This window comes from Pseudomonas sp. TE24901 (assembly GCF_054058375.1).
Genome location: NZ_JBSSAF010000020.1, coordinates 39,245 through 64,365, shown reverse-complemented (window position 1 = coordinate 64,365; position 25,121 = coordinate 39,245). Strand labels below are relative to the sequence as shown.

Annotated in this window: 23 protein-coding genes and 1 pseudogene; 15 read left to right on the top strand and 9 right to left on the bottom strand. The window is 62.0% G+C overall.

The window, feature by feature from the left end:
• Window positions 1-16: 16 nt before the first annotated feature.
• The 4 genes and pseudogenes from ACVWVP_RS28710 (at window position 17) to ACVWVP_RS28695 (ending at window position 3,658) form a co-directional block, all read left to right on the top strand.
• On the top strand, window positions 17-499 hold the full coding sequence (locus ACVWVP_RS28710) for a MarR family winged helix-turn-helix transcriptional regulator (protein WP_372339947.1): 483 nt from the start codon (window positions 17-19) through the stop codon (window positions 497-499).
• A 136-nt stretch (window positions 500-635) separates the two neighbouring features.
• Window positions 636-1,568 carry a DMT family transporter gene (locus ACVWVP_RS28705; protein ID WP_457409386.1) on the top strand — a complete coding sequence of 311 codons (933 nt, stop codon included), beginning with the start codon at window positions 636-638 and terminating at the stop codon, window positions 1,566-1,568.
• Between the two features lie 137 nt (window positions 1,569-1,705).
• Window positions 1,706-2,803, top strand: a pseudogene (locus ACVWVP_RS28700) (cache domain-containing protein); the annotation flags it as partial.
• Between the two features lie 87 nt (window positions 2,804-2,890).
• Window positions 2,891-3,658 carry a methyl-accepting chemotaxis protein gene (locus ACVWVP_RS28695; protein WP_371319343.1) on the top strand — a complete coding sequence of 256 codons (768 nt, stop codon included), beginning with the start codon at window positions 2,891-2,893 and terminating at the stop codon, window positions 3,656-3,658.
• Window positions 3,659-3,670: 12 nt separating this feature from the next.
• Here ACVWVP_RS28695 and ACVWVP_RS28690 read toward each other — a convergent pair whose 3' ends face one another.
• From ACVWVP_RS28690 to ACVWVP_RS28680, 3 genes are all read right to left on the bottom strand, one after another.
• Window positions 3,671-4,471 (bottom strand): alpha/beta fold hydrolase, encoded by an 801-nt coding sequence (locus ACVWVP_RS28690; RefSeq protein WP_457409384.1) that lies wholly within the window; start codon window positions 4,469-4,471, stop codon window positions 3,671-3,673.
• Window positions 4,472-4,550: 79 nt separating this feature from the next.
• The gene (locus tag ACVWVP_RS28685; RefSeq protein WP_457409382.1) at window positions 4,551-5,453 is read right to left on the bottom strand and encodes a LysR family transcriptional regulator; all 903 of its coding nucleotides are present in this window, start codon (window positions 5,451-5,453) and stop codon (window positions 4,551-4,553) included.
• Window positions 5,454-5,508: 55 nt separating this feature from the next.
• On the bottom strand, window positions 5,509-6,285 hold the full coding sequence (locus ACVWVP_RS28680) for a nucleotidyltransferase domain-containing protein (RefSeq protein ID WP_178924829.1): 777 nt from the start codon (window positions 6,283-6,285) through the stop codon (window positions 5,509-5,511).
• A gap of 145 nt (window positions 6,286-6,430) precedes the next feature.
• On the opposite strand from ACVWVP_RS28680, the gene ACVWVP_RS28675 reads away from it, so the two are divergent.
• Window positions 6,431-7,381 carry a SphA family protein gene (locus ACVWVP_RS28675; protein ID WP_178924827.1) on the top strand — a complete coding sequence of 317 codons (951 nt, stop codon included), beginning with the start codon at window positions 6,431-6,433 and terminating at the stop codon, window positions 7,379-7,381.
• A gap of 6 nt (window positions 7,382-7,387) precedes the next feature.
• Here the strand turns inward: ACVWVP_RS28675 and ACVWVP_RS28670 are convergent, their stop codons facing one another.
• Window positions 7,388-8,416 carry a UV damage endonuclease UvsE gene (locus tag ACVWVP_RS28670; protein WP_457409380.1) on the bottom strand — a complete coding sequence of 343 codons (1,029 nt, stop codon included), beginning with the start codon at window positions 8,414-8,416 and terminating at the stop codon, window positions 7,388-7,390.
• A 173-nt stretch (window positions 8,417-8,589) separates the two neighbouring features.
• Between ACVWVP_RS28670 and ACVWVP_RS28665 the strand changes: the two genes are divergently transcribed.
• The 3 genes from ACVWVP_RS28665 (at window position 8,590) to ACVWVP_RS28655 (ending at window position 11,283) form a co-directional block, all read left to right on the top strand.
• Window positions 8,590-9,003, top strand: coding sequence for a DUF2231 domain-containing protein (locus ACVWVP_RS28665; RefSeq protein WP_218172601.1), 414 nt, complete (start codon window positions 8,590-8,592; stop codon window positions 9,001-9,003).
• Window positions 9,000-10,292 (top strand): PQQ-dependent sugar dehydrogenase, encoded by a 1,293-nt coding sequence (locus tag ACVWVP_RS28660; RefSeq protein WP_259171588.1) that lies wholly within the window; start codon window positions 9,000-9,002, stop codon window positions 10,290-10,292. Before ACVWVP_RS28665 ends, ACVWVP_RS28660 begins: the two co-directional genes overlap by 4 nt.
• A gap of 70 nt (window positions 10,293-10,362) precedes the next feature.
• Window positions 10,363-11,283 carry a bifunctional helix-turn-helix transcriptional regulator/GNAT family N-acetyltransferase gene (locus ACVWVP_RS28655; protein ID WP_457409376.1) on the top strand — a complete coding sequence of 307 codons (921 nt, stop codon included), beginning with the start codon at window positions 10,363-10,365 and terminating at the stop codon, window positions 11,281-11,283.
• 37 nt (window positions 11,284-11,320) lie between these two features.
• On the opposite strand, the gene ACVWVP_RS28650 is transcribed toward ACVWVP_RS28655, so the two are convergent.
• Window positions 11,321-12,724 carry an MFS transporter gene (locus tag ACVWVP_RS28650; RefSeq protein WP_176995852.1) on the bottom strand — a complete coding sequence of 468 codons (1,404 nt, stop codon included), beginning with the start codon at window positions 12,722-12,724 and terminating at the stop codon, window positions 11,321-11,323.
• A 143-nt stretch (window positions 12,725-12,867) separates the two neighbouring features.
• A complete protein-coding gene (locus ACVWVP_RS28645) occupies window positions 12,868-13,398 on the bottom strand; it encodes a GNAT family N-acetyltransferase (RefSeq protein ID WP_457409372.1) in 531 nt (176 codons plus the stop codon).
• Window positions 13,399-13,642: 244 nt separating this feature from the next.
• Between ACVWVP_RS28645 and proP the strand changes: the two genes are divergently transcribed.
• Both proP and ACVWVP_RS28635 read left to right on the top strand, forming a co-directional pair.
• Window positions 13,643-15,145 carry a glycine betaine/L-proline transporter ProP gene (proP, locus tag ACVWVP_RS28640; protein ID WP_178924816.1) on the top strand — a complete coding sequence of 501 codons (1,503 nt, stop codon included), beginning with the start codon at window positions 13,643-13,645 and terminating at the stop codon, window positions 15,143-15,145.
• 150 nt (window positions 15,146-15,295) lie between these two features.
• Window positions 15,296-15,799 (top strand): GAF domain-containing protein, encoded by a 504-nt coding sequence (locus tag ACVWVP_RS28635; RefSeq protein ID WP_178924814.1) that lies wholly within the window; start codon window positions 15,296-15,298, stop codon window positions 15,797-15,799.
• Between the two features lie 3 nt (window positions 15,800-15,802).
• Here ACVWVP_RS28635 and ACVWVP_RS28630 read toward each other — a convergent pair whose 3' ends face one another.
• The gene (locus ACVWVP_RS28630) at window positions 15,803-16,624 is read right to left on the bottom strand and encodes an AraC family transcriptional regulator (protein ID WP_176995848.1); all 822 of its coding nucleotides are present in this window, start codon (window positions 16,622-16,624) and stop codon (window positions 15,803-15,805) included.
• A gap of 98 nt (window positions 16,625-16,722) precedes the next feature.
• Here ACVWVP_RS28630 and ACVWVP_RS28625 point away from each other — a divergent pair, with 98 nt between their 5' ends.
• The 3 genes from ACVWVP_RS28625 (at window position 16,723) to ACVWVP_RS28615 (ending at window position 20,092) form a co-directional block, all read left to right on the top strand.
• Window positions 16,723-17,934 (top strand): MFS transporter, encoded by a 1,212-nt coding sequence (locus ACVWVP_RS28625; protein WP_178924812.1) that lies wholly within the window; start codon window positions 16,723-16,725, stop codon window positions 17,932-17,934.
• A 108-nt stretch (window positions 17,935-18,042) separates the two neighbouring features.
• Window positions 18,043-19,212 (top strand): GGDEF domain-containing protein, encoded by a 1,170-nt coding sequence (locus ACVWVP_RS28620; RefSeq protein WP_178924810.1) that lies wholly within the window; start codon window positions 18,043-18,045, stop codon window positions 19,210-19,212.
• A 160-nt stretch (window positions 19,213-19,372) separates the two neighbouring features.
• The gene (locus tag ACVWVP_RS28615) at window positions 19,373-20,092 is read left to right on the top strand and encodes a M12 family metallopeptidase (protein WP_457409367.1); all 720 of its coding nucleotides are present in this window, start codon (window positions 19,373-19,375) and stop codon (window positions 20,090-20,092) included.
• An 860-nt stretch (window positions 20,093-20,952) separates the two neighbouring features.
• Here ACVWVP_RS28615 and iolG read toward each other — a convergent pair.
• Together iolG and ACVWVP_RS28605 are read right to left on the bottom strand one after the other, a co-directional pair.
• Window positions 20,953-21,957 carry an inositol 2-dehydrogenase gene (gene iolG / locus ACVWVP_RS28610; protein WP_457409366.1) on the bottom strand — a complete coding sequence of 335 codons (1,005 nt, stop codon included), beginning with the start codon at window positions 21,955-21,957 and terminating at the stop codon, window positions 20,953-20,955.
• Between the two features lie 34 nt (window positions 21,958-21,991).
• On the bottom strand, window positions 21,992-23,017 hold the full coding sequence (locus ACVWVP_RS28605; RefSeq protein ID WP_178924804.1) for a LacI family DNA-binding transcriptional regulator: 1,026 nt from the start codon (window positions 23,015-23,017) through the stop codon (window positions 21,992-21,994).
• 124 nt (window positions 23,018-23,141) lie between these two features.
• Between ACVWVP_RS28605 and ACVWVP_RS28600 the strand changes: the two genes are divergently transcribed.
• Both ACVWVP_RS28600 and ACVWVP_RS28595 read left to right on the top strand, forming a co-directional pair.
• Window positions 23,142-23,987 (top strand): SDR family oxidoreductase, encoded by an 846-nt coding sequence (locus ACVWVP_RS28600; protein ID WP_457409364.1) that lies wholly within the window; start codon window positions 23,142-23,144, stop codon window positions 23,985-23,987.
• Window positions 23,987-25,120, top strand: coding sequence for a phytanoyl-CoA dioxygenase family protein (locus ACVWVP_RS28595; protein WP_457409362.1), 1,134 nt, complete (start codon window positions 23,987-23,989; stop codon window positions 25,118-25,120). The genes ACVWVP_RS28600 and ACVWVP_RS28595 overlap by 1 nt, the downstream gene beginning before the upstream one ends.
• Window position 25,121: the final 1 nt, after the last annotated feature.

The window sequence follows — 25,121 nt, the reverse complement described above, 5'->3', positions numbered from 1 at the left end:
AGTGTCAAGAAAAAGCGTGCAAAACGCACATATGAGCGCTCAGCTGCGTGATTTGCATGGGTCGTTGGTTGAGATCGTGGGGGTGATGAACCGCCCCCAGCGCGATGAAGCGATGGTGCGCGAGGCCGGAATTTCCTTGGACCGCGCGCTGTTTCCCCTGCTGGTGCTGGTAGAACGGCTGGGCCCTATCGGCGTGGTCGAACTGGCCGACCGCGTCGGTCGCGACTACACCACGGTCAGCCGGCAAGTGACCAAGCTGGAAAGCCTCGACTTGATCCAGCGCCAGGCAAGCGCGCTCGACCGCCGCCTGCGCGAGTCGGTGATTACCGAAAAAGGCAAAGTCATGACTGACCGAGTTGACGCCGCGCGCGAACGCATTGGCGTGTCGATCTTTTCCACGTGGGACGAAGGCGACTTTGACAACCTGGTGCGCTTGATGCGCAAGTTCGCCGAGGAGCTCAAGGACGATTCTGCACGTGCCACCCAGGACATGGGCTGAGTCGATGCGGCTGCCAGCGCCGTGGTTCGGGCCACGGCGCGAATGACGATTCCTCGCTATCGTTTGTCGCTTTTGCGCTATATCTCACCATTACGACAACCCCAGACTGATGCCATTGGGTCAGAGGAGTCGTACCGTGGAAAATCGCCAGACACTGGATAAAACAGCCGCCGTGATGATGGTCGTGGTGTGTGCCATCTGGGGGCTACAACAAGTGGCGATCAAAGTGGCCGCCGAGGATGTTTCGCCGATGCTGCAAATCGCCCTGCGCTCCGGGGTTGCCGCGGTGATGGTGGGCCTCTTGCTGACCTTGCGTCGCTACCGCGAAAAGTGCCACTGGCAGACCTGGCGAGGCGGCGTGGTGGTCGGGGTTCTGTTCGCCGTCGAGTACATCGCGGTGTCGGTGGGGCTGAGCTACACCTCGGCTGCGCACATGGTGATTTTCCTCTACACCGCGCCCCTATTTGCCGCCATCGGCCTGCATCTTCGCTTTGCCAGTGAGCGCCTGAGCCGCCTGCAATGGCTGGGCATCCTGATCGCCTTTATCGGTATCGCCATCGCCTTTTATACGCCAGGCAAACCGGGCGATGGCTGGGTCACGCCGCAGCGGATGGGGGATGCATTGGGCGTGGTCGGCGCCATCGCCTGGGGCGCGACCACCTTGAGTATTCGCTGCTCAAGGCTGACGGATGCGCCGGCACCCTTGACGCTGTTCTACCAACTCGCCGGCGCTTGCATCATCCTCGGGCTGGTGGCGCTGGTCACCGGGCAAACCCGGTTCCACCTCTCCGGCATCGCGTTTGCCAGCCTGGCATTTCAGACCGTGGTGTTCTCGTTCCTGAGCCTGCTGGTGTGGTTCTGGTTGCTAAGCCGTTACTTGGGGTCGCGGCTGGGCGTGCTGTCGTTCCTCACCCCGTTGTTTGGCGTGGCGTTCGGCGTATGGCTGTTGAGCGAGCCGCTGGAGTCGACGTTTGTGCTCGGCTCGCTCCTGGTGTTGGTCGGCATCGTGGTGGTCAGCGGGCATGATGTGTTGCACGGGGACAAAGCTGTCGCACGGTTATCGACCTGAAAAATATTCAGGACAAAAAGTATTGTTGTTGTACACAAAATATCGCTAAAGATTTCCCCGCATCGAGCCGAAACAGACAGTGATAGCAAATCGCCGCCTCTCGCCCGGAGTCGACGGTTTGGCCGCCCTCCCCGCTGATGGTCGTCTCGATGAAAATAAAAAATAAGCTGGTGCTTGCTTTCGTATCCGTCGCGTTTATCCCGGTCAGCCTGGTCGCGGTGATCTCCGTCATGAACACACGGACCCAGGCGGTCGAACAATTCATTGATGGCAGCACCCGTGAAATACGCCAGATCGATGGCAACATCCGGCAGTTCTTCGATGGCACGCTGCAGAACGTCGATCAAATGTCCGCTGATCCTGTATACACTTCCGTGAACACTCTAAAGGATTACCAGCCTGCCAACGCGGCCAGCCAGCCGATGCCAGCCCAGGCCCAGCAGGTCATCGACCAGTTTGCACGGTTTGGTGCAACCCACCCGTCTGCCGCCATTTTGTCCATCGGCCTGGAGGACGGCACTTACTCCAAGTGGCCGGATGACCCACAACTGGCCAAGTACGACCCGCGCACCCGCCCCTGGTACAAGGCCGCCATGGCCAGCCCCGGCAAGACGGTGCGCACCCCTGCTTATTATTACGACAAGGACGACGTGGCCCTGGTGGGCACCGCCCGCGCCTTGCTGGATAACGCCGGCAAACCCAAGGGCGTGTTCGTGGTGAGCGTGTCGCTGAAAAACCTCACCGAGTTGCTCAAGAGCATCAAGCTGGGCGAAAGCGGCTACGTGATGCTGATCGAAGACGGCGTGGTGCTGGTGGACCCGCGCAATGCCGCGCACAACTTCAAGCCCCTCAAGGACCTCGGCGCGCCGTATGCGCACCTGGCCGAAACGCCCCAGGGCTCCACCGAAGTGGTGATCGACGGGGTGCGCTACATGGCCAACGTCTGGACCTCGCCGGGCCTGGGCTGGCGCTATGTCGGCCTGATCGAATACAACGAAGTGATGGCTGCCGCCACGCGCATGACCTACCTCACCACGGTCATCGTCGCCGTGCTGGTGCTGATCTTCGGGCTGATTGCGGCGGCGTTTTCCAAGGTGATCGTCAAGCCCATCGGCCAGGTGAGCACCGGCTTGCAATCGATCGCCCAGGGCGAGGGCGATTTACGCCACGAGTTGCACGTACAGGGCAAGGACGAAACCGCCGAGCTGGCGGGCTGGTTCAACAAGTTCCTCGCGGCGATCCGCCAGTTGATCCAGCACATCGGCGCGGCGTCGACCAATTTGCAGGACGCGTCCAAGGTCAACAGCGAAGTGGCGCACAACATGAACGAAGCGGCCGGGCGCCAGCGCGAGGCAGTGGAACTGGTGTCCACCGCATTCAACGAAATGGTGGCCACCGCCAACGAAGTGGCGCGCTCGTGCAGTGGCGCGGCGGAGTCGGCCGAGAACGGCCATCGCCGCGTGGCCGAGGGCAAACAGCAGATTGAAGTGACCACCGACAACGTCAACCGCCTGGGCCGGCGCCTGACCGAATCGTCCCAGGCCATGGTCGAGCTGGAAGCCGGCAGCCGCAGCATCAACCAGATCCTCGGCACCATCCGCGCCATCGCCGAACAGACCAACCTGCTGGCGCTCAACGCCGCCATCGAAGCCGCGCGCGCCGGCGACCAGGGCCGGGGTTTTGCGGTGGTGGCCGACGAGGTGCGGGCGTTGGCCAAGCGCACCTCCGACTCCACCGGCGAGATCGAGCAGTTGCTCGGCACCCTGGGCAGCAAGACCGAAGAAGTCACCCAGAAGATGAGCAGTTGCCTGGACCTGTCCCGCGCCAGTGTGTCGTCCATCGAAAACGCACGGGACAGCTTTGAAGGCATCCAGCTGTCGGTCAACGAGATCCGCGACCAGAACCTGCAGATCTCTGCCGCCGCCGAGGAACAGCACAGCGTCGCCGAAGAGATCAACCGGCATATCCAGCAGATCTACGACGAAGCGCGCCTGGTGGAAAGCCTGGCCAACTCGGCCCAAGACGATTCGGGGCGGCTGGCTGACCTGTCGGCGGAGCTGAATGGGTTGGTGGGGCGTTTCAAGTCGTAGCGCCCGCCGTCATCAGCCACTGTGGCGGTGGAATTGCGCAATCTGCTGCCACATGGCAACCGGGTTGGAATACATCGGGAAATGCCCGCACTGGGCAATCGGCGCCAGGCGCACGCCGTGGGCCTGGATGTGCGGCAGGTAGGACAGCGAGGCGTTCTGCTCGCCGTACATGAACATCTTCGGGCAAGGCAGCCCGAGGAACTTGCCCATCAAGTCGCCATGGTCAGACAGCTCGACCATCGACTGGAAGATCCCGCGCACCGCGCCCGCCCGCACCTTGTGACGCAGGCTCGCAGAATAGAGGGCGCTGGCGTAGGCCGGCGCCTGGCGGGTGCGTTCGATAAAGGCCGTGAAAAACACCTCGGGATCGTCTGCGGGAAAGTCGACGATCTGGCGGCTGAGAAAGCAGTCTTCGGGAGCGATGTTGCCTTCGATATCGGTAAAGCTCAGCACCCGGTCGGAAAAGCGGTGCGCCAACATCAGCGCGGTCAAGCCGCCCATGGAATGGCCCACCAGGTGGAAGCGCTCGATCGCGAAATGCTCCAGCACCTGCACTGCTGTTTCCAACAAGAAAGGAATGCCGATCTTCGACAGGTCGGCACATTCGCTTTCGCCACAGCCGGGCGCGTCGTAAGCGACGAAGGGATGCCCGTCAAACGCTGGGTGCAGGACGATATCGGCGTAGTCTTCCTTGGTGGACCCGAAGCCGTGCAAAAACAGGATGGGCGCACGTTCGCCCGTGCGATGCAAGGCGGCAATGTTCAGCGAGACGCCGTCTACCGTCAGCGGCAGGTGGGTGTGGACGAACGACATGACAGGGGCTCCCGGAACAGAAAAGCCGCCACTGTCGGGTGAATTGATCGAGGTGTAAATAACGGATTGCGGAACGTATTCATACGCCAATCGTATGAGCCTGAAACTGCGCAACCACTTCCGCCACCAACGGGTTCGACCGCTCGCTGTTCCAGGCCACAGCGGTGGTCACCACATGGAGTTTTTGCGTCAACGCCCGCAGCACCACGTTGTCCGGTGCGAGCTTCTTCAACGACGCCGGCACCAGCGCAATGCCCTGCCCGCAACTGACAAACGCGATCTGCGACGCCACCGAACGCACCTCATGCAGCACCCGTGGCGAAAACCCGCTGGCGCGGCAGGTGGCGATCAGGTTGTCGAAGTACACCGGGCTGACCTTGCGCGAGAACATCACCAGTGGCTCGGACGCCAGGCTCGACAGGCTGATGCGCGTGCGGGCGGCCAACGGATGATCGCTGGGCAGCGCCACCATCAAGCGGTCCTCCAGCAACGGCAATGACTGCACGGCCGGGCCCAGGTCACCGTCCAGGCGGGCAAACGCCAGGTCGATATCCCCCGCTTCCAGTGCCGGCACCGCCTCGACGCTGTCGATCTCGCGCACGGAGACAGTGAGGTGCGGGTACTGCTGCTTGAGCCGGTCGATCAGGCCCGGCAGCACATCGAACATCGCCGTGGAGATCGCGCCGATGGTCAGCATGCCCGACTGCCCCGCCACCGCCTCCTCCACCGCCAGCTCCAGGCGTTCCAGTTGCTCGGCGAATTTGCGCACGGCAGGCAGGATCGCCGCGCCCACCGGCGTGAGTTTGGCGCCGCGCCGCGAACGCTCGAACAGCGTGACCTTGAGCGCCTGCTCCAGCACCTGGATCTGCTCGCTCAACGGTGGTTGGGACATGCCCAGGCGCTTGGCGGCGCGGCCGAAGTTCTGTTCTTCGGCAACGGCGAGGAACAGCCAGAGGTGGCGAATCAGGCGGAAGTTGATCATCAAAGGTCCATAGGCTTGGCGTATGCAACGTTAAGTTGAACGCCAATATACCTATCTATCCCTGTTGTGAAACCATCCAGGCCACAAAGGCATCCAGGCGACTCAAGAACGGCTCGCGCTCGGCGCTGGGGTTTCTGGCTTCAAACAAAAAGTACGCCACCTGAACGCGCATCGTGGGGTACTGCTGGACGAACCCACCGACGTGCTCTTCCAGGGTGCGCGGCCAGCCTGGCGCGTCTTGTTCGCGCAGTGTTTGCGTCGACCGGATCAACTTGCGCGACGCTTCGCGCTGCAGGCGCAGACGCTCCGATGCGTCACTGGCCAGATCAATGCGCTCGCGATACGCCGCCAAGCTCTGTTGGAAGTCCCCGTTGAGCGCCTGCGCAATGTCCCGCGACGGTCGGAACCGTTCAAAGTGCGGCGCAAGGTCATCGCCCCAGACACAGCAGCAACAGTGCTTGAGCCAGAAGCCCCACCGGTTGTTCTGCTCGGGTGCCAGCACCTCGGCGCGGTGGCCAATATCGAAGTCGATCTTGGTGACTTCCGGGTGCCGTTGCTCCAGCGTCTGTCGAATGCGTTCCAGTTGCTCCAACGCGTGGGCGTCGGGTGGCTCGTTCAATACCAGCGTCAGGTCCAGGTCGGACACCCCAGGGGTGGCCTCGCCCCGTGCGACGCTGCCGTAAAGATAGAGGCTGTGCAGCCCTGATTCAGGCTGGGAAAGGGTCTGGCAGACGTCCGCCATCAACGGTTCGAATTCAGGCTGGACCGGATGATCGCCAACGGTCAGGACAAAGCCGTCCGCGTCGACACCTGCAGGTTGTGCGGTACTCATGGGTAGCTCCTTATTTCAGGCCAGGGAGCATGCCCGCCATCGCGCACGGGCGCAACGCCCTTCAATCCTTGGACTATGCTCAAGCAGCCGTGGGGAGCACAGCCCCAACCGCACGCACAAAATGGCCTTTTGGATAGGAAGTCCTATGACCACAAAGACGAGCGTATTGGGCGTACTCGCCCTGCTACCCATCGCCCTGGCACAGGCCGACGATGGTGGCCTGAGTTTCTGGGTACCAGGGCAGTTCGGCGCACTGGCTGCCGCCCCCGTCACGCCGGGCTGGAGCCTGCCGCTGATCTACTACCACGTGAACGCCAGTGACAACAAAAATGCCGTGGTGCCGCGTGGCGGGCGCACGGTGGTCGGGCTGGATGCCAAGGCAGACCTGCTGTTCGCCAGCCCCACCTACACCTTCGAGACGCCGGTGCTCGGCGGCGCCCAGGCCGCCATTTCTGCGATAGCGGCGGTGGCGCGCTCCGAAGCCAGCGTGGATGCAACCCTCACCGGCCCGCGTGGGCGGTCTTTCTCCAGTGGCACAAATGACAGCCTCAAGGGCGGCAGCGACCTCTACCTGCTCGGCACCCTGAAGTGGAACCACGGCGTGCACAACTTCATGGCTTACTCCATGGGCAACATCCCCATTGGTGCCTACGACCCCAACCGCCTGGTGAACATCGGCCTGGGCCACGCGGCCCTGGATGCCGGGGGTGGCTACACCTACTTTGACAAGACCAACGAGTTTTCTGCGGTCGCCGGCATGACCTACAACTGGAAGAACAACGACACCGACTACCAGAACGGTATTGACGCTCATATCGACCTGAGCGCCTCGCACTTCCTCACCTCGCAATCCCTGGTCGGGCTGGTGGGCTACTACTTCGAACAAGTCACCGGGGACAGCGGCAGCGGCGCGGTACTGGGGGACTTCAAGTCGCGGGTCGCCGGGATCGGCCCCCAGGCCGGGCACTTCTTCAAGGTGGGCGAAGGGCTGTGGTACGCCAATATCAAGGGCTACTACGAGTTCGACGCCAAGAACCGCCCCGAGGGCTGGAACATGTGGGTGTCGCTGGTGATTCCCTTGAACGGCAAGCAGTAAGCGGTTTTACGCGGTGCGGCGCTGCCAGTGTTCGTAAAACGCCAGCGCCGCCACGTTCTTGCCCTTGGCCTCCAGCATGATGTCGAAGCGGTCGAGAAACTGCAGCGCGTAATCGTTGGTCCAGCGGTTCCACATCTGGTCGCTATGGCCGTACAGGTCGCGCTTGGAAACCACCTTCAGCAGCGCCTCCATTTCCAGCTTGTGCTCGGCATCAAAGCCCAGTTCCTGCAGGCTCTCCTGGGGCTGCGAGTAATGCATGGTTGGACGCACGCCGCGCCAGCTGTCGATCACTTGGGCCACCCGGGGCGAATGGGGGTCGATGTACTCGTTTTCGTTGATCCAGCAATGGTGGATGTCCAGCACCACCGGCGCCAGGTCGGCGACTTGCAGGCAGTGGTCGAGGCCGTAGGTCTTCTCGTCGTTCTCGAAGGTGATGCAATTGCGCGCCACCTCGGACAAACACGACCACACCGCCCGGGTGCCCTCCACACCCAGGCGGCCGGCGATGTGCACGTTGCACTTGAGGTCCTGGAACTGGCGGCCGTAGCCCATCATGCGGATCATGTCGGCGTGGTATTCGAATTCGGCCAGGCTGTTTTCCACCACGCCGGGGTTTTCCGAGCCCAGCACGCAATATTGGCCGGGGTGGAACGATAGGCGGATATCCGAGGCGCGCGCCAGGTCGCCGATGGCGGCGAACCCTTCGACCAGTTGCCGCTCGATCGCCGGGTCTTTATACACATCCGCCACTTTCGGGTGGCTGTAGAACGGCAGCAGATCACTGCTCAGGCGCAGCATGCGCAACATCGGCGGCAACCCGGCCACGTAAGCCAGCAGGTGCAATTGGGCTTGCAGGTTGTGCGTGACCACCTCGACCAGTTTGTCGCGGGCCACTTGCGGCGTGACGCTGTCCATCCAGCGCAAGGTGGTGGTGCGCGGGTTGAGCGGGCCTTCAATCAACTTCAAGGCACTGGCCGACAGCAGGCGTTCGGGGTGCTTGTACTGGCAGGGGAAGCCGATGCGAGGATGAGTCATGAGGAGGCCTGGTACGAGGTAAGGACGCGATGATACGGGGTTAGGCTCGCGCATACGCAGGGGGTTCACACTATTTCGAAACGTTTCACGCTGAACTTTCTCACCTGTGGCGCGCTCACTTCCTATGCGCTGCCCCGTCCAGGGGCGTTGTACAACAAGGAGCCGCCATCACCATGACTACCCTCCCCACCTACCGATACGCCCCCGGGCCGCTGCATGCGACCTTACTCGCCGGCACCGTGCCATTGTTTCTCGGCGCCCTGCTCAGCGACATTGCCTACACCCAGACTTACCAGATTCAATGGGCCAACTTCGCCTCCTGGTTGATTGCCGGGGCGCTGGTGTTCGCAGGTTTCGCGTTTTTATTCGCGCTGGTCAACCTGCTTCGTGCAAGGCCCAAGGCCGGGCAACCCACGCGGTATGTCCTGCTGCTGTTGGCCACCTGGGTACTGGGGCTGGTCAACGCCTTCCAGCACGCCAAAGACGCCTACGGCTCGATGCCGGGCGGCCTGATTCTGTCGGCCATCGTGTTGTTGCTGGCCTTGGCGGCGACCTGGACCGGCTTGCGTTCCGGAGGTGTCAAATGAAGACGTCCAGCACCCTGACGCTGTTGAGCGCCGCCCTGTTGTTGAGCGCCTGCGGCGGTGAAGGCGACAAGACCCAGGCCCGCGGCCCCGACCCCAAGCTGCCGGAACAGCAAAGCAGCCTGTTGCCCAGCATGAAGATTGCCCAACCCACGCCCTGGGGCGAGCAGAAACCCACCGTGCCCGAAGGCTACCGCGTCACCGCCATCGCCACCGACCTCGCCATCCCGCGCCAGACCCTGGTGTTGCCCAACGGCGATATCCTCGTCGCCGAAGGCCGTGGCGGCAGCGCGGCCAAGCTCAAGCCCAAGGATGTGATCGCCAGCGTGATCAAGGCCGAGGGCAACACCAAGGTCAAGGGCGGCAACCGCCTGACCCTGCTGCGCGATGCCGACGGTGATGGTACGTACGAACTCAGGACCGTCTTCGCCGACAACCTCAACGCCCCGTATGGCCTGGCGTATGCCAACGGCAAACTCTACGTGGCCAACCAGGATGCCCTGGTCAGTTTCGATTACGCCGATGGCCAGACCAAAGCCAGCGGGCCGCCCAGTACCGTCACCGACCTGCCGGCACAGATCAACCACCACTGGACCAAGTCCCTGGCGGTGAGCGCGGATGGCAGCCAGCTTTATGTGGGGATCGGCTCCAACAGCAACGTCACCGAGCGTGGCATGGAAGTGGAGATCGACCGTGCAATGGTCTGGCAGATCGACGCCGCCACCGGCGCGCACAAGCCTTACGCCACCGGCCTGCGCAACCCGACGGCGCTGACGATTCAACCAGACACCGGGCAACTGTGGACGGTGGTCAACGAACGCGATGAACTCGGCCCGGACCTGGTGCCGGACTACCTGACCTCAGTGCGTGAAGGCGCGTTCTACGGCTGGCCCTACAGTTACTGGGGCCAGAACGTCGACCCGCGCGCCCAGCCACAAAACCCGGCCAAGGTCGCCGCCGCGATCAAGCCAGATTACAGCTTGGGTTCCCACGTGGCGGCGCTGGGCGTGGACTTTTCCATCCCGCAAATGGGCGAGAAATTCGCCGACGGCGTGTTCGTCGGTGAGCACGGCAGCTGGAACCGCGACAACCCGGTGGGCTACAAAGTGATTTTCGTGCCCTTCAGCAACGGCAAGCCGTCCGGTGAGCCGATCGACTTTGCCACGGGTTTTCGCGGTGAAGACGGCAAAACCCGTGGGCGGCCGGTTGGCGTGACGGTGGACCCCAAAGGCGCGCTGATCATCGCCGATGACCTGGCCAATACCCTTTGGCGGGTAACACGCATCCAATAAGCAAAGTGTTTGACATGGTTGCCTGAAGCAACAATATAATTGCTTCAGGCAACCATTCGAGCATTCCGCTATGTCTACCCCCCCGCTTGTCGAACGCGCCAGCATCGTGCGCGGCTTCAACCGCTTCTATACCCACCAGATCGGCGTGCTGCAGGAACACCTGCTGCAAAGCGACTTTTCCCTGACTGAAATCCGCGTGATGTACGAGCTGTCGACCCGGGGTGACCTGACCAGCGCAGACCTGTGCCAGATGCTCAGCCTCGACGCGGGTTACCTGAGCCGGTTGACCAGCGGCCTGGAAAAGAAAGGCCTGATCGAAAAAGTCCGCTCCACCACCGACGCCCGCGCACTGCAACTGCACCTTAGCGATCACGGCCGTGAGGTGCTGGCGCCCCTGGAACAGCAGACCCAGCGCGAAGTCATCGCCCTGCTCGACAGCCTGCCCGAGACACAACAGCGGCAGCTCACCGAGGCCATGAAACGCATCCAGGCCCTGCTGCAAGGCACGGCGCCAGGCTACCTGCTGCGCGATCCACAACCCGGCGACATGGGTACAGTGGTGCAGCAACAGACCGCGTTGTATGCCCGAGAATATGGCTGGAACTGGGAGTTCGAAGCGTTGGTGGCGGAGACTGTCGCCAAGTATTTGAGGGCGTTTGATCCGAGCTGCGAGCGTTGCTGGATCGCGGAAAAGGACGGTGAAGTGGTGGGATCGGTGTTTGTGATTCGCCACGACGACAACACCGCCCAACTGCGCATGCTCTACGTGGACGCCAGTGCGCGGGGCATGGGGATCGGCCAGCGGCTGGTGGATGAGTGCGTGCGTTTTGCCCGGCAGGTCGGCTACCAGCGCATGCAGTTGTGGACCGTGGACATCCTTTCCAATGCCCGCAAGCTCTATCAGAAAGCCGGGTTCGCGTTGGTCGAGGAAGAAACGCTGGATACCTTCGGCAAATCCCTGGTCAGCCAGACCTGGGCCCGCGACCTGTGAAGCCGTCCCGCGCCGTTGCGGCGCGGGACGTCTCGTCTTACAGGTCAGTGATTTCCTTGTGGCGTGGCACCAGCGCTTTCATCACGCTCCAGGCCACCAGGTACGCCAATGCGCAGATGGCGAACATGATCATGTAGCCGGTGTGGATGTCGTTGATGGACTTGTAGTAATCGAAAACCCAGCCGCCGATCTTGGTCATCACCACACCGCCCAGGCCACCGGCCATGCCGCCGATACCCACCACCGAGGCCACGGTTTTCTGCGGGAACATGTCGGACACAGTGGTGAAGATATTGCACGACCACGCCTGGTGCGCGGAAGCGCCCACGCCGATCAGCAATACCGGCACCCAGAAGCTGAGGTAACCGAACGGCTGCGCCAGCAACACCACCAGCGGGAACAGCGCGATCACCAGCATGGCTTTCATGCGGCCGTCATACGGGGCATCGCCACGCGCCATGAAGTAGCTGGGGAACCAGCCGCCGCCGATACTGCCGACCATGGTCATGCTGTACAGCACGGCCAGGGGCATCACGATGTCCGCGCCTTTCATGCCGTACTGCGCCGACAGGTAAGTGGGCAGCCAGAACAGGAAGAACCACCACACACCGTCGGTCATGAACTTGCCAAAGGCAAACGCCCAGGTCTGGCGGTAGGTCAGCAGCTTGAACCACGAGACTTTCTTCTCGACTGCGCCGGCCGGCGCCGGGGTGAACGGCTGTACGGTCTGGTCGCTGCGGATGTAGGCCAGTTCGGCGGCCGATAGGCGCTTTTGCTCTTCCGGCTTCTGGTAGAGGCCGATCCACACCGCCACCCACACAAAGCCCAGGGCGCCGATCACGATAAATGCCGCTTCCCAGCCCCACAGGCCGGCGATCAATGGCACACAGATCGGCGCCAGAATCGCGCCCACGTTGGCGCCGGAGTTGAAAATGCCGGTGGCCAGGGAGCGTTCTTTCTTGGGGAAGTATTCGGCGGTGGCCTTGATCGCAATCGGGAAGTTACCCGCCTCGCCAATCGCCAGCACGGCGCGGGACAACATGAAGCCGGCAATCGACACCGGAATCACCGCCAGCCCGATGGCCCCGCTGATCGCTGCGACGCCCTCGCCCATCGGCACCGCGAACGCATGCATGATGGCGCCCGTGGACCATATCCCAATGGCCACGATGTAGGCGGCCTTCGTGCCGATCTTGTCGACAAAGCGCCCGGCAAACAGCATGGAGATGGCATAGACAAACTGGAACACCGCCGCGATGTTGGCGTAGTCGGTGTTGCTCCAGCCAAATTGCGTCGACAACTGCGGCGCCAGCAGGCTGAGCACCTGCCGGTCGAGGTAGTTGACGGTGGTCGCGAAGAACAACATCGCGCAGATGGTCCAGCGATAGTTGCCTACAGCTTGGCCAACGCGCTGGGCGTTGATGGGCTCGTTCAAGTTCATGGCATCACTTTTTTATTTTTGTTAGGTAAGACATACATAACGTCATATGTCGTCGTACAACTGTGACTTTTATATCGGGCCGCCTACGGGCTGTCAATCTGAAAGATCGCTGTTATTCAGGTATTACGCGGCGATGTGAAAGGTCAGGCAAAATCAGTTGTAGGACGACGAATGTGAAAAACCCGGCTGGGCGCCTTGCCGGGTACGTCGTCGAGCAGGCCATAGGGCTGCATGCCGATCTTTTCCAGCACGCGGATTGAGGCGGCGTGGTCTGGCCGCACCAGGCCGAACACTTCAGGTATGCCGAGTGTTTCAAATGCCAGCGTCAGCCCATCACGGCCCAACTCGGTGGCGTAGCCCTGCCCCCAGGCTTCCACTGCAAACCGATATCCGAGGTTGATACGTCGGACGGTCAAGTAATCGAGTGGCGCGACACCCCCAAAGCCGATGAGGTGATCCGGCGCTTCACTGCGCGCAATCGCCCACCAGCCATAGCCCTCGGTGGCCCACTGCTGGAGCCAGTGATTGAGCAGGCGTTGTGCAACCTCCAGGCTCGCCATCGGGCCGGCGGGGTTGAACTGGTTGGTTTGTGGATCACCGAAGATCGCGAACAATCGCTGCACGTCACTCGGTTGTGGCTGGCGGTAGATCAGTCGTGCAACAGCTGTAGCCATACGAATATTCCTGTAGTGAGCGGGCTTGCCCCGCGCCGGCGCCGCCGAGATCGCAATTTGACAATTTAACCAGGGTGGCCGGGTTTGCGCAGGCGCGGGGCAAGCCCGCTCACTACAAAAGCGTGCCCATAAGGTAAAAAAACAAATTAGCGGTGAATTTTTTCGTGTCGGCTTGTATCTGAACTGACAGAGCGGTGCCATCGCAACGATGGCACCTCCCCTGTTCTGTTTTAGAGTGTCCCGCATGAAATTACGTAAGAAAAGCGTCAAACCCATCGGATTGAAAGACATCACGATTGTCGACGATACCAAAGTGCGCAAGGCGATCACCGCCGCTGCGCTGGGTAACGCCATGGAATGGTTCGACTTCGGCGTCTACGGGTTCGTCGCCTACGTACTGGGCAAGGTGTTCTTCCCGGACGCTTCCCCCAGCGTACAAATGATCGCCGCCCTGGCAACCTTCTCCGTGCCCTTCCTGATCCGCCCGCTGGGTGGCCTGTTCTTCGGCGCCCTGGGTGACAAATACGGACGACAAAAAGTCCTCGCCGCCACCATCGTGATCATGTCACTGAGCACCTTCGCCATCGGCTTGATCCCCGGCTATGACGCCATCGGCATCTGGGCCCCGATCCTGTTGCTGCTGTGCAAAATGGCCCAGGGTTTCTCGGTGGGCGGCGAATACACCGGCGCGTCAATCTTCGTCGCCGAATACGCCCCGGATCGCAAGCGCGGGTTCCTCGGCAGCTGGCTGGACTTCGGCTCCATCGCCGGTTTCGTGCTGGGCGCGGGCGTGGTGGTGTTGATCTCCAGCGTGCTGGGCGACGAGCAGTTCGAAGCCTGGGGCTGGCGCCTGCCGTTCTTCCTCGCCCTGCCCCTGGGCATCATCGGCCTGTACCTGCGCCACGCCCTGGAAGAAACCCCGGCGTTCCAGCAACACATGGACAAGCTCGAAACAGGCGACCGCCAAGGCCTGACCCACGGCCCCAAGGTGTCCTTCAAGGAAGTCGCCACCAAGCACTGGCGCAGCCTGCTGACCTGCATCGGGATCGTTGCGGCCACCAACGTGACGTACTACATGCTGCTCACCTACATGCCGAGCTACCTGTCGCACAACCTGCACTACAAAGAAAACAGCGGCGTGCTGATCATCATCGCGATCATGGTGGGCATGCTGTTCGTGCAGCCGTTCATTGGGTTTGTCAGCGATAAGATCGGCCGCAAGCCTTTCATCATCGGCGGTAGCATCGGCCTGCTGGTGCTGTCCATTCCGGCGTTCATGCTGATCACCAGCGGCAAGATCGGCCTGATCTTCGCAGGTTTGCTGATCCTGGCCGTGGTGTTGAACTTCTTCATCGGCGTGATGGCCTCGACGCTGCCGGCGATGTTCCCTACCCACATCCGCTACAGCGCCCTGGCCAGTGCGTTCAACGTCTCGGTGCTGATCGCCGGCCTTACACCCACGGCCGTGGCCTGGCTGGTGGAAAGCACCAACGACCTGTACATGCCGGCCTACTACCTGATGGTGTTTGCCGTGGTCGGCCTGATCACCGGCCTGACCATGAAGGAAACCGCCAACCGCCCCCTGCGCGGCGCCGCACCGGCCGCCTCGGACATGGAAGAAGCCAAGGAATTGCTGCAAGAGCACCACGACAACATCGAGCAAAAGATCGAAGACATCGATGCCGAAATTGCCGCGCTGGAGGCCAAGCGCCAAAACCTTGTGCAACAGCACCCCCGCATCAACTGACCCATAACGTGTAGTGAGCGGGCTTGCCCCGCGCCTGCGTCAACCCGGCCACCGCAGTGAATCTGCCAAATCGCGGTCTCGTTGACGCCGGCGCGGGGCAAGCCCGTTCATTACGAAGGTTGCCCGACCGTTCACCCTGGAGTATTCCGCATGGTTCCAAGCGTCACCTCAGCACACGCGCTACTCAGCGCAGACGAACGCGCCGCCATCGCCGAAATCGAAGCCACCACCAATATTCTTCATCTGGTCACGCGCCTGACCGGAATGCGCTTTGCCGGGATCGCCAAGTTCACCGATCTGGAATGGGTGGTGTGCTCGGTCTACGACCCGTTGCAGATGGGCATCAACGTGCACGACGTGCTCGACCTGGAAACCACCCTGTGCAGTGAGTTCTGTATCAATCCACAGGCCCTGTTCATTCCCGAGATCAGCAAAAACGGCCGCTTCGCTACGCGCCCGGTGGTCAAGCAGTTTGAAATCGAAAGCTACGCCGGGGCGCCAATCTTCCTGCCCGATGGCCGACTGTACGGTGCACTGTGCGCCCTGGACTCGCGGGCGATGCTGTTTGACGACCCCAACCTGCCGGAAACCTTGAGCCTGTTCGCACGGCTGGTGGGCTGCATCTTCTTCGCCAACCTGGCGGACGGCCGCTAGGCGCTACCGGAAGAAATGGCTCGGCGTCTTGCCAAACTGTTTCTTGAACATGCTGGTAAACGCGCTGGGGCTTTCGTAGCCCAGCTCCAAGGCGATATCGATCACCTTTTCCCCCACCGCAATGCGCTCCAGCGCCAGCAGTAACCTGGCCTGTTGGCGCCACTGGCCAAAGGTCATGCCGGTTTCCTTGCGGAACAGGCGCTGGATGGTTTTCTGGTCCAGGTTCAGGCGCTCGCTCCAGTGCGCCACCGTGGAGGCGTCGCCCGGCTCTTCTTGCAGCGCCACGCAAATACGCTGCAGGCGCGGGTCCGCCGGTTGCGGCAAGGACAGCGGCAAGGCCGGCAACATGGCGAGTTCGTCGAGGATCAGGTGCATGATCCGCGCGTCTCGCGAATCCTCGGCATACGGCGGTTTCAAGCTCACCGAGGCCTTGATCAGCTCGCTGAGCAGCGGCGAGATGCTCACCGTCTTCGGCTCGCCCGGCATGTTCGGGAAACGATCCGGGCGCACAAACACGCTGCGCATCTTCAACGTGCCTACGCAACGCAGGGAATGCACTTGCCCAGCCGGCATCCAGATGCCGCGATTGGGCGGCACCGTCCACTGGTTCAACGCCGAGTACACCACCATCACGCCTTCGATGGCGTAGAGCAACTGGTGCTTCTCGTGGCTGTGGTCGGGGATCACCCAGTTTTCCGGGTAGTCCGTGGCGGAGCTGATGACGGCCCAGTCGCCTTCGTTGATTTCCTGGAGGAATTCGTTGAGTGGTTTGATCATTTCGCCCTTTTTGCGATGGTTGTCGCCCGAATTACGCGAGACAGGCATTCCTGACGAATCTAGCATGAACGCCGAATCATTTTGTAATGGATGGCGACCGTAAGCAGTCGCCGCCTTTGATTAGCTGCCTTGTATGGAATGCCCGCATGTCGACCCTCACTGCGTCACCCGCCGCCGCAACCACGACACCCCAAGCCAGCCCCTTGGTCATGCGCATCCTCGGCGCCTGCGCCCTGGCGCACTTGATCAATGACCTGATCCAGGCCGTGCTGCCGTCGATCTACCCGATGCTCAAGGCCAACTACGGCCTGACATTTACCCAGGTGGGCCTGATCACCCTGACCTTCCAGCTGACCGCGTCCCTGCTGCAACCGTGGATCGGCTACCACACCGACCGCCATCCCAAGCCGTGGCTGCTGCCAGCGGGCATGGTCTGCACGCTGATTGGCATCCTGATGCTGGCGTTTGTCGGCACCTTCCCGGCGATTTTGCTGGCCGCGGGCCTGGTGGGTGTCGGCTCGTCGACCTTCCACCCGGAAACCTCCCGTGTCGCACGCCTGGCGTCCGGCGGTCGCTATGGCCTGGCGCAATCGACCTTCCAGGTCGGCGGCAACGCCGGCAGCGCCTTCGGCCCGTTACTGGCAGCGGCGATCATCATCCCCTACGGCCAAAGCCATATCGCCTGGTTCGGCTTGTTTGCCGTGTTCGCGATCCTGGTGCTGTACGGCCTGAGCCGCTGGTACCGCAACCACCTCAACCTGTTCAAGCTCAAGACCGGCGGCAAAGCGACCCATGGTTTGTCCAAGGGCCGGGTGACCTTTGCACTCATCGTGCTGGCCATGCTGGTGTTCTCCAAATACTGGTACATGACCAGCCTGACCAGCTACTTCACGTTCTACCTGATCGAAAAATTCCAGCTGTCGGTCGCCAGCTCGCAGATGTACCTGTTCCTGTTCCTCGGCGCCGTGGCCGTCGGCACGTTCGCGGGCGGCCCGATTGGCGACAAGATCGGGCGCAAGAAAGTCATCTGGTTCTCGATCCTCGGCGCCGCGCCGTTCACCCTGGCCCTGCCCTACGTCGACCTCTTCTGGACGGCGGTGTTGAGCGTGGTGATCGGCTTTATCATCGCCTCGGCCTTCTCAGCCATCGTGGTGTACGCCCAGGAACTGGTGCCGGGCAACGTGGGCATGATCGCCGGGATCTTCTTCGGCCTGATGTTCGGCTTCAGCGGGATTGGTGCCGCGCTACTCGGTTTGCTCGCCGATACCCACGGTATCGAGTACGTCTATAAACTGTGCTCGTTCCTGCCGTTGGTGGGCATCCTGACGGTCTTGCTGCCCTCGACCAAGGGCGCCTGACCGGCCGATTATCGGATGGCTGTATGCCATCACGAAAGTTGCTCTGAAAAACCTGCGTGTGCGCTTACAATCCCGGTTTAAACGCACACCAGGCAGATCCGGCAAGACATGACGCTCGACCCCCCTACGATTTTGGCCCTCACCGTGGCCCTGGCCGCCGCTGCCGCGCTGTACCTGGCCGTTGAATGGCGCAGTGTGCGCGAACCTTCGTTGCTCTACTGGAGCGCCGGGTTCGCCACCATCACCGTCGGCTCCACCCTCGCCCTCTTGCGCCTCAATGGCTACCTGATGATTGGCATCTGGTTCGCCAACGGCTTGCTGGTGACCGCACACTTCCTGTTTTTGCTCGGCGTGGCGCGCTTTACCCAGACGCGCCTGTCGCCCCTGTGGCTGCTGATGCTGGCGGTGTGGCTGGGCATGCTGATGCTGCCAGCCGACCCGTCGTGGTCCAAGGTCATGCTGGGGGTGCAGTCGCTGCTGGTGGCGCTGCCCACCCTGCGCGCCAGTTTCCTGCTGCGTCCCCACGGCAAGTCCCTGAGCATCGGCGCGGTGCAGTTGCGCTTCGTCTTGCTGATTCACGGCGCGTTTTATGTGGCCAAGGCGCTGTCGGTATTGATCCCGGGCACTTTGATTGACCTGGCCGCGTTCAAGGGCGAGATCATCCAGATTTCCCTGGTGGAAGGCGCAATGGCAATCATGCTGATCGCGCTGTCGATGACCGGCTCCGAACGCTACCGCCGCGAACAGCAGATCGCTCAACTCGCCGCCCGCGACCCGCTCACGGCGCTGTACAACCGTCGTGCTCTGGACGTGCATGCGCCACGTCTGCTGGCGCAGGTCTCGGCGGCTGAGCCGGGCGCCTTGCTACTGATTGATATCGACAATTTTAAAGGGGTCAACGACCTTTACGGTCACACCGCCGGCGACCGTTTACTGATCGCCCTGAGCGAGATGATTCGTAGCAAGGTGCCCCACGGCGCGCTGACGGCGCGTTTGGGCGGCGACGAGTTCGTGATATTGCTCAACAATGCATCGACCACGCAAATCGTCGACCTGGGCAGCCGCTTGCGCGAGCAGTTCCAGCACCTGGCCGCGCACACCTTCGCCACCCCGGCGCCGGTTACCTTGAGTATCGGTGCCCATTTGTTCGACCAGCCACCTGCCACCCTCGCGCAACTGATCGAGCAAGGCGACACCACACTCTACGAGAGCAAGCGCGGCGGGCGTGACAGCATTCGATTGGTGGACCGTACCGGCGTCGGCCATTACCGCCCATAACCGTATGACTCCTTCAGCCCTCCCCGGAATGCGCTTCGACTTTCGTCCTTGCTGCTGGATGATCTCCTGCTTTGCAAAGGAACTTGATCACCTGCCGTGCCACCTATTCGAGGCTAATCGACAGTGACTGAAGTCACTCGCTACCTGAGGAGAATATTGCATGACTACGATCTCCCCTGCGGTGAATCACACTTTCTATCCGACTGACTCAGCCAGCATACTGCGCAATTCTGAAACGTCCGAGGCGCAAACCGTCGTACGTCATAAACGCGGTGTCGCCAGTACTCGCAAGCTATGGCCTCAAAACAAAACCATCACGATTTCCTTCATGGATGTGTCGGACAAAGATAAAGGCATTTTCAAAAAGGCCATTGAGTCATTCGCCCCGCACGTGAACCTGAAGTTCGAGTTTGTTGACGGGAACGACGGTGAAATACGCATTGCCACTGAAAAAAACCAAGGCGATTGGTCAGAGGGAGGCGTTGCAGCCCTCCATAGTGCGCCCGATGAGGCGACCTTGAACGTGGACACGCTGGGTTTTGACGAGAAAGCGATTAAACGCAAAATACTTCATGAGTTTGGGCACGCCTTGGGCTTGGAACATGAACATCAACATCCGGACCGGCCTTTTTCTTTCAACCCCGCTGAGGTGTACAGAAGCTATGGTGGCACCTCCAGAGCATACGTCGGCCCAAACATACTCACCTCTCTCAACCGTGCCAGCGTGACAACGTCTGACTATGATCAGACATCAGTGATGCACTACCCGTTTTCCGCCAGTTCTACCTCCAACAACGAGGCCATCCCCGTCAATGAGGAACTGTCACAAGGCGATAAGGATTTTCTGGCCTCACTGTATCCACCGGCCCGCGAGGCTTAGACAAAGGTTGGATCGTGTCCGCATGCGAAATCGTTGCGGTTGCGGTGAATGCTGACGAAACTGCAATCAGCCAGGCGGGCATGCAACCAGGAGAGGACATCCTGGTCGCCAACAGCGACGGCGCCCCGTCAGTTGAATATCCTTTGCCTGACCTACCGCTATCGCGGGCAAGCCCGCTCCCACAGTGGCTCTTCGTCGTTGCACAAATCCCTGTGGGAGCTGTCGAGCTTTAGCGAGGCTGCGAAGGCGGTGGGTCAGGTGGCATCTCTATTGGCTGTGCCGCCGCTATCGCAGGCAAGCCAGCTCCCACAGTGGCTCTTCGTCGTTGCACAATTCCCTGTGGGAGCTGTCGAGCTTTAGCGAGGCTGCGAAGGCGGTGGGTCAGGTGGCATCTCTATTGGCTGTGCCGCCGCTATCGCAGGCAAGCCCGCTCCCACAGTGGATCTTCGTCGTTGCACAAATCCCTGTGGGAGCTGTCGAGCTTTAGCGAGGCTGCGAAGGCGGCGGGTCAGGTGACATCTCTATTAGCTGTGCCGCCGCTATCGCAGGCAAGCCCGCTCCCACAGTGGCTCTTCGTCGTTGCACAAATCCCTGTGGGAGCAACTCGAGCTTCAGCGAGGCTGCGAAAGCGGCGGGTCAGTCAGCAAATGTATCGACTGTGCCGCCGCCTTCGCGGCCTCGCTAAGGCTCGACGGCTCCCACCTTTGATCTCCACAGTGTTTTAAGCGTGCCAGCATTTTCCCTGTGGGAGCTGTCGAGCTTTAGCGAGGCTGCGAAGGCGGTGGTGTGGGCGACATCTTCTTTGGCTGGGCCACCGCCTTCGCGGGCAAGCCCGCTCCCACAGGGGGAGCGGCGTACAGTCAGAGGTCGTAGTTGACCGCCACACTGCGCCCGGTTTTCACCGATTCGAGCGCGCAATCGGCCAGATGCAACGCGTACAGGCCGTCGCGCACGCTTGTGGGCAGCGGGTTGCCGCTGTTCAGCGCGTCGATGAACTGCGTCAGCTCATTGCGGTAGGCATCGGCGTACCGCTCCAGAAAAAAGTGCTGTAACGGCTCCAGCGCTTCGGTGTGTTTGGCACTCCAGTGGCGCAAGGTGCTGGGCCGGTGGTTGTCGGTGAGCAGTACGCCGCTGGTCCCCGACACTTCCACCCGCTGGTCATAGCCATACACCGCCTGGCGGCAGCAGTTGATGTGGCATTGCTTGCCGGAGGCGGTGCGCAGCAGCACCATCACGCTGTCGTAATCGTCGATCTCGGCCAGGCTCGGGTCCACCAGGCGGCTGGCGATGGCGCTGACTTCCACAGGTTCTTCGCCGAGCAGGTGGCGGGCGGTGTCGAAGTCGTGGATGGTCATGTCCCGCAGGATGCCACCGGAGTGTGCCAGGTAGTCACGCGGGGCCAGCCCGGGGTCGCGGCTGGTGATGATCACCTGGCGAACCGCGCCGATCTGCCCGGCATCCAGGGCCTGGCGCAGGCGCAGCATGTCGGGATCGAAACGCCGGTTGAAGCCGAGCATCACCCGCCCACCCTGGCGCTCGACAGCCTGGGCGGCGCTGCGGGCCTTGGCAATGTCCAGGTCGATGGGTTTTTCACAGAGCACCGCCTTGCCTTCGGCCACCGCTGCCAGCAACAGGTCGATATGGGTGTCGGTGGGCGTGCCGATCACCACCGCGTCGATGTCCTTGCGGGTCAGCACCGCCGCACAATCGTAAACGGCTTCACAGCCCAACTGTGTGCTCAGCGCATCGACGCCTTCGCGCCAGGGGTCGGCCACCAGTACCAGCGTGGCATTCGGGTGGGCGGCGACGTTGGCGGCGTGGATCTTGGCGATGCGCCCGGCACCCAGAACGGCGATTCTCAGCATGGTCGAACTCCTGGTGTTGTTATTGAGGGAGTGCTTAGTCCGGCAGATTGAACGGCGTGACGATCTGCACCTGGGACGGCGCAATCGGCCCGGCCTTCCACAGCCGGTGGTATTGCAGGATGTGCAGGAACACACTGCGGGCATCGATCTGCAGGTTGTGGTCGATGATCGCGGCGACTTTTTCTTCGAGCAGCAACTGGCGGTTTTCTTCGTCGAGGTCGTGGCCGATGAACACCTCCAACGGCCGTTCCAGCGCGGCGAACGCGTCGACAATCGCCCGGTTCCCACCGCCCACGCTGTACACCGCTTTCAGCTCAGGGTTGAGTTTCAAGGCCTGGGTGACGCGCTCGAACGTGCGGTCATACACGCCGTAACCACCGCTGATATCCATCACCCGTAAGTGCGCAGCACGACCGCGCAGCCAGGCGCGAAAGCCCATCTCGCGCTCTTCTTCACCCCGGAACAACTCGCTGCCGATCACCACCGCCACGTCTTGAGGTTGCACCGGCAACCAGCGCGACATCAGGTAGGCAGCGGTCTGCCCTGCCGTGCGGTTGTCCATGCCCACGTAGCCGATGCGCTCGCTTTGCGGCAGGTCGGTGACCAGCGTCACCACCGGAATGCCCGCCGCGATCAATTGCTTGACCGCCTGGTTCACCGCCGGCTCATCGGCGGCCTTGAGCACCACACCCTGGCTGCCGGTGTCGAGGCAACGCAGCAACTGGTCATGCATGGCCTGGGGTTCGATCTCTTCGAACAGGTGAAAACGCGGCGCGATGCGAAACGGCGCCAGGCTGGCCAATTGCGCCACGATGGCCGCCTGCACCGCCGCGCTGAAACGCTGGGGCGTGTGCATGATCACGTCGACATGGAACGTGCGCCCCACCGCCAGGCCGTTTTTCTCCTGGGCCTCCAACTCATCCAACGCCTGCTCGATACGCCGCCGCGTCTGTCCGTGCACGCTGCCGCGCTGGTGAAGCACACGGTCGACCGTGGCTTTGCTCACACCCGCCTGGGTGGCGAGTTGCTTGATGGAGAAGTGTTTGGCGCGTTCGAGCATGGGGTTTGCCTGAGGTGTTTTTGAGGTCTTTTTTGGGCGTTACTGAGGTTTCGCAATGCTAGTCTCAGTTTTGCCCGCCGTCGAGCCGGGCGATGCACAACAACAAAAATTTCAGGAGAACCCCATGCCCCACACCGATCTCGCCACCTCGTTCAGCGGCCAATACTTTGTCGTCACCGGCAGCACCCAGGGCCTCGGCGCTGCGGTGGCCCATACCCTGGCACAGCGCGGCGCCGCCGGGCTGATCCTGTGCGGTCGCCGCCGCGCCCAGGGTGAAGAGCAGGTGCGGCAACTGGCGCAGCTCGATTGCCAGGCGTTTTTTGTCGAGGCCGACCTGGAAAACGTCGAGGACTGCCGCGCGATCATCAAGGCCGCACGCACCCACTTCGGCACCCTGCATGGCCTGGTGAACTGCGCCGGCATGTCCGACCGCGGCACCATCCTCGACACTTCGCCCGAACTGTTAGAGCGCCTGTTTGCGGTGAACGTGCGCGCGCCGTTTTTCCTGATGCAGGAAGCGTTGAAGCTGATGATCAGCACCGGCGTGGAAGGCGCCGTGGTGAATATCCAGAGTGTCACCGGCCATGGTGGCCAGTCGTTCTTGAGCGCGTATGCGGCGTCCAAGGGCGCGCTGGCGATCCTGACCAAGAACGTCGCGTTCAGTGCCCTGCGCAACCGTATCCGGGTCAACGGCCTGAACATCGGCTGGATGGACACGCCCCACGAGGATGAGATACAGCGCCAGTACCACGGTGCCGAGGACGGCTGGCTGGAAAAGGCCGAAAGCGCACAGCCCTTCGGCCGCCTGCTCAAGCCCGAGGAAGTGGCGCAAAGCGTGGCGTTTTTGCTGTCCCGGGAGTCGGGCATGATGACCGGCGCGGTGATCGACCTGGAGCAAGGCGTGGTCGGTTGCACCGACAGCAGCACCCCGCAACCGCACCAGGCCCTGAGCCTGTCGGGAGGTGTGTGATGTCGGCGTTTGTCACGGGCGACGCCGTGCAACTGGCGGACTTCAGCCGCCTCTGCGCGCAACGCGCCGTCAAGGAGCATTACCCGCTGTGCGCTGAGGTGCTGAGCAATGTGCCGATCTATCAGGCGCACACCCTGCGTCACACCGACCGCCTGAGCGTGATGAATGAACTGCACCGCCTGTTCCGCGATGGCCCGGGCGTGATGGTGGTACGCGGCGCCTACGAAGACCTTGAGGTGGTCGACCGCCATAGCCAGGTGTTCGAGGCGATCTTTGCCAACGAAGCCGCACAAGGTGTGGCCGCCGACCACTTCGCCAAGGCTGGCAGCAACGGGCGTATCTGGAATTCCCTGCAAAAGGCCGCGTTGCAATCGCCTGAATCGTTTGTCGAGTACTACGCCAACCCGTTGCTGGGACTGATCGCCGAGGCATGGCTGGGCCCGAGCTTTCAGGTCACCGCGCAGGTCAACGTGGTGCACCCCGGCGGCCAGGCGCAGCAGCCCCATCGCGATTATCACCTGGGCTTCCAGACCACCGACGTGGTGGAGCGCTTCCCCCTGCCCCTGCACGTGCTGTCCCAGTACCTGACGTTGCAAGGCGCGGTGGCCCATTCGGACATGCCGCTGGAAACCGGCCCTACCCAGTTGCTGCCATTTTCCCAACAGTACGCCCTGGGCTACCTGGCGTGGCGCCGTGCGGAATTCATCGACTACTTCCAGCAACACGCCGTGCAACTGCCGCTGAACAAGGGCGACCTGCTGTTCTTCAACCCGGCGCTGTTTCACGCGGCCGGCACTAACCGCACACCCGACCGCCAGCGCATGGCCAACCTGCTGCAGATTTCCTCGGCGTTCGGCAAACCCATGGAAGCCCTCGACCGCGACCGCATGATGCTGGCGGTGTACCCGGTGCTGCTGGCAAACACCGCGCTGGATGCCAGCGCCGTAAAGGCCGTGATCGCCTGCACCGCCGACGGCTATTCCTTCCCCACCAACCTCGACACCGACCCACCCCTGCACGGGTTGGCACCGCAAACCGGGCAGCAACTGATGGTGCAGGCTCTCAACGAACGCTGGTCACTGGCGCACTTCGCCGCTGCCGTGGAGCAGCTGCGCGCCAAACGCCAGGCGTGAA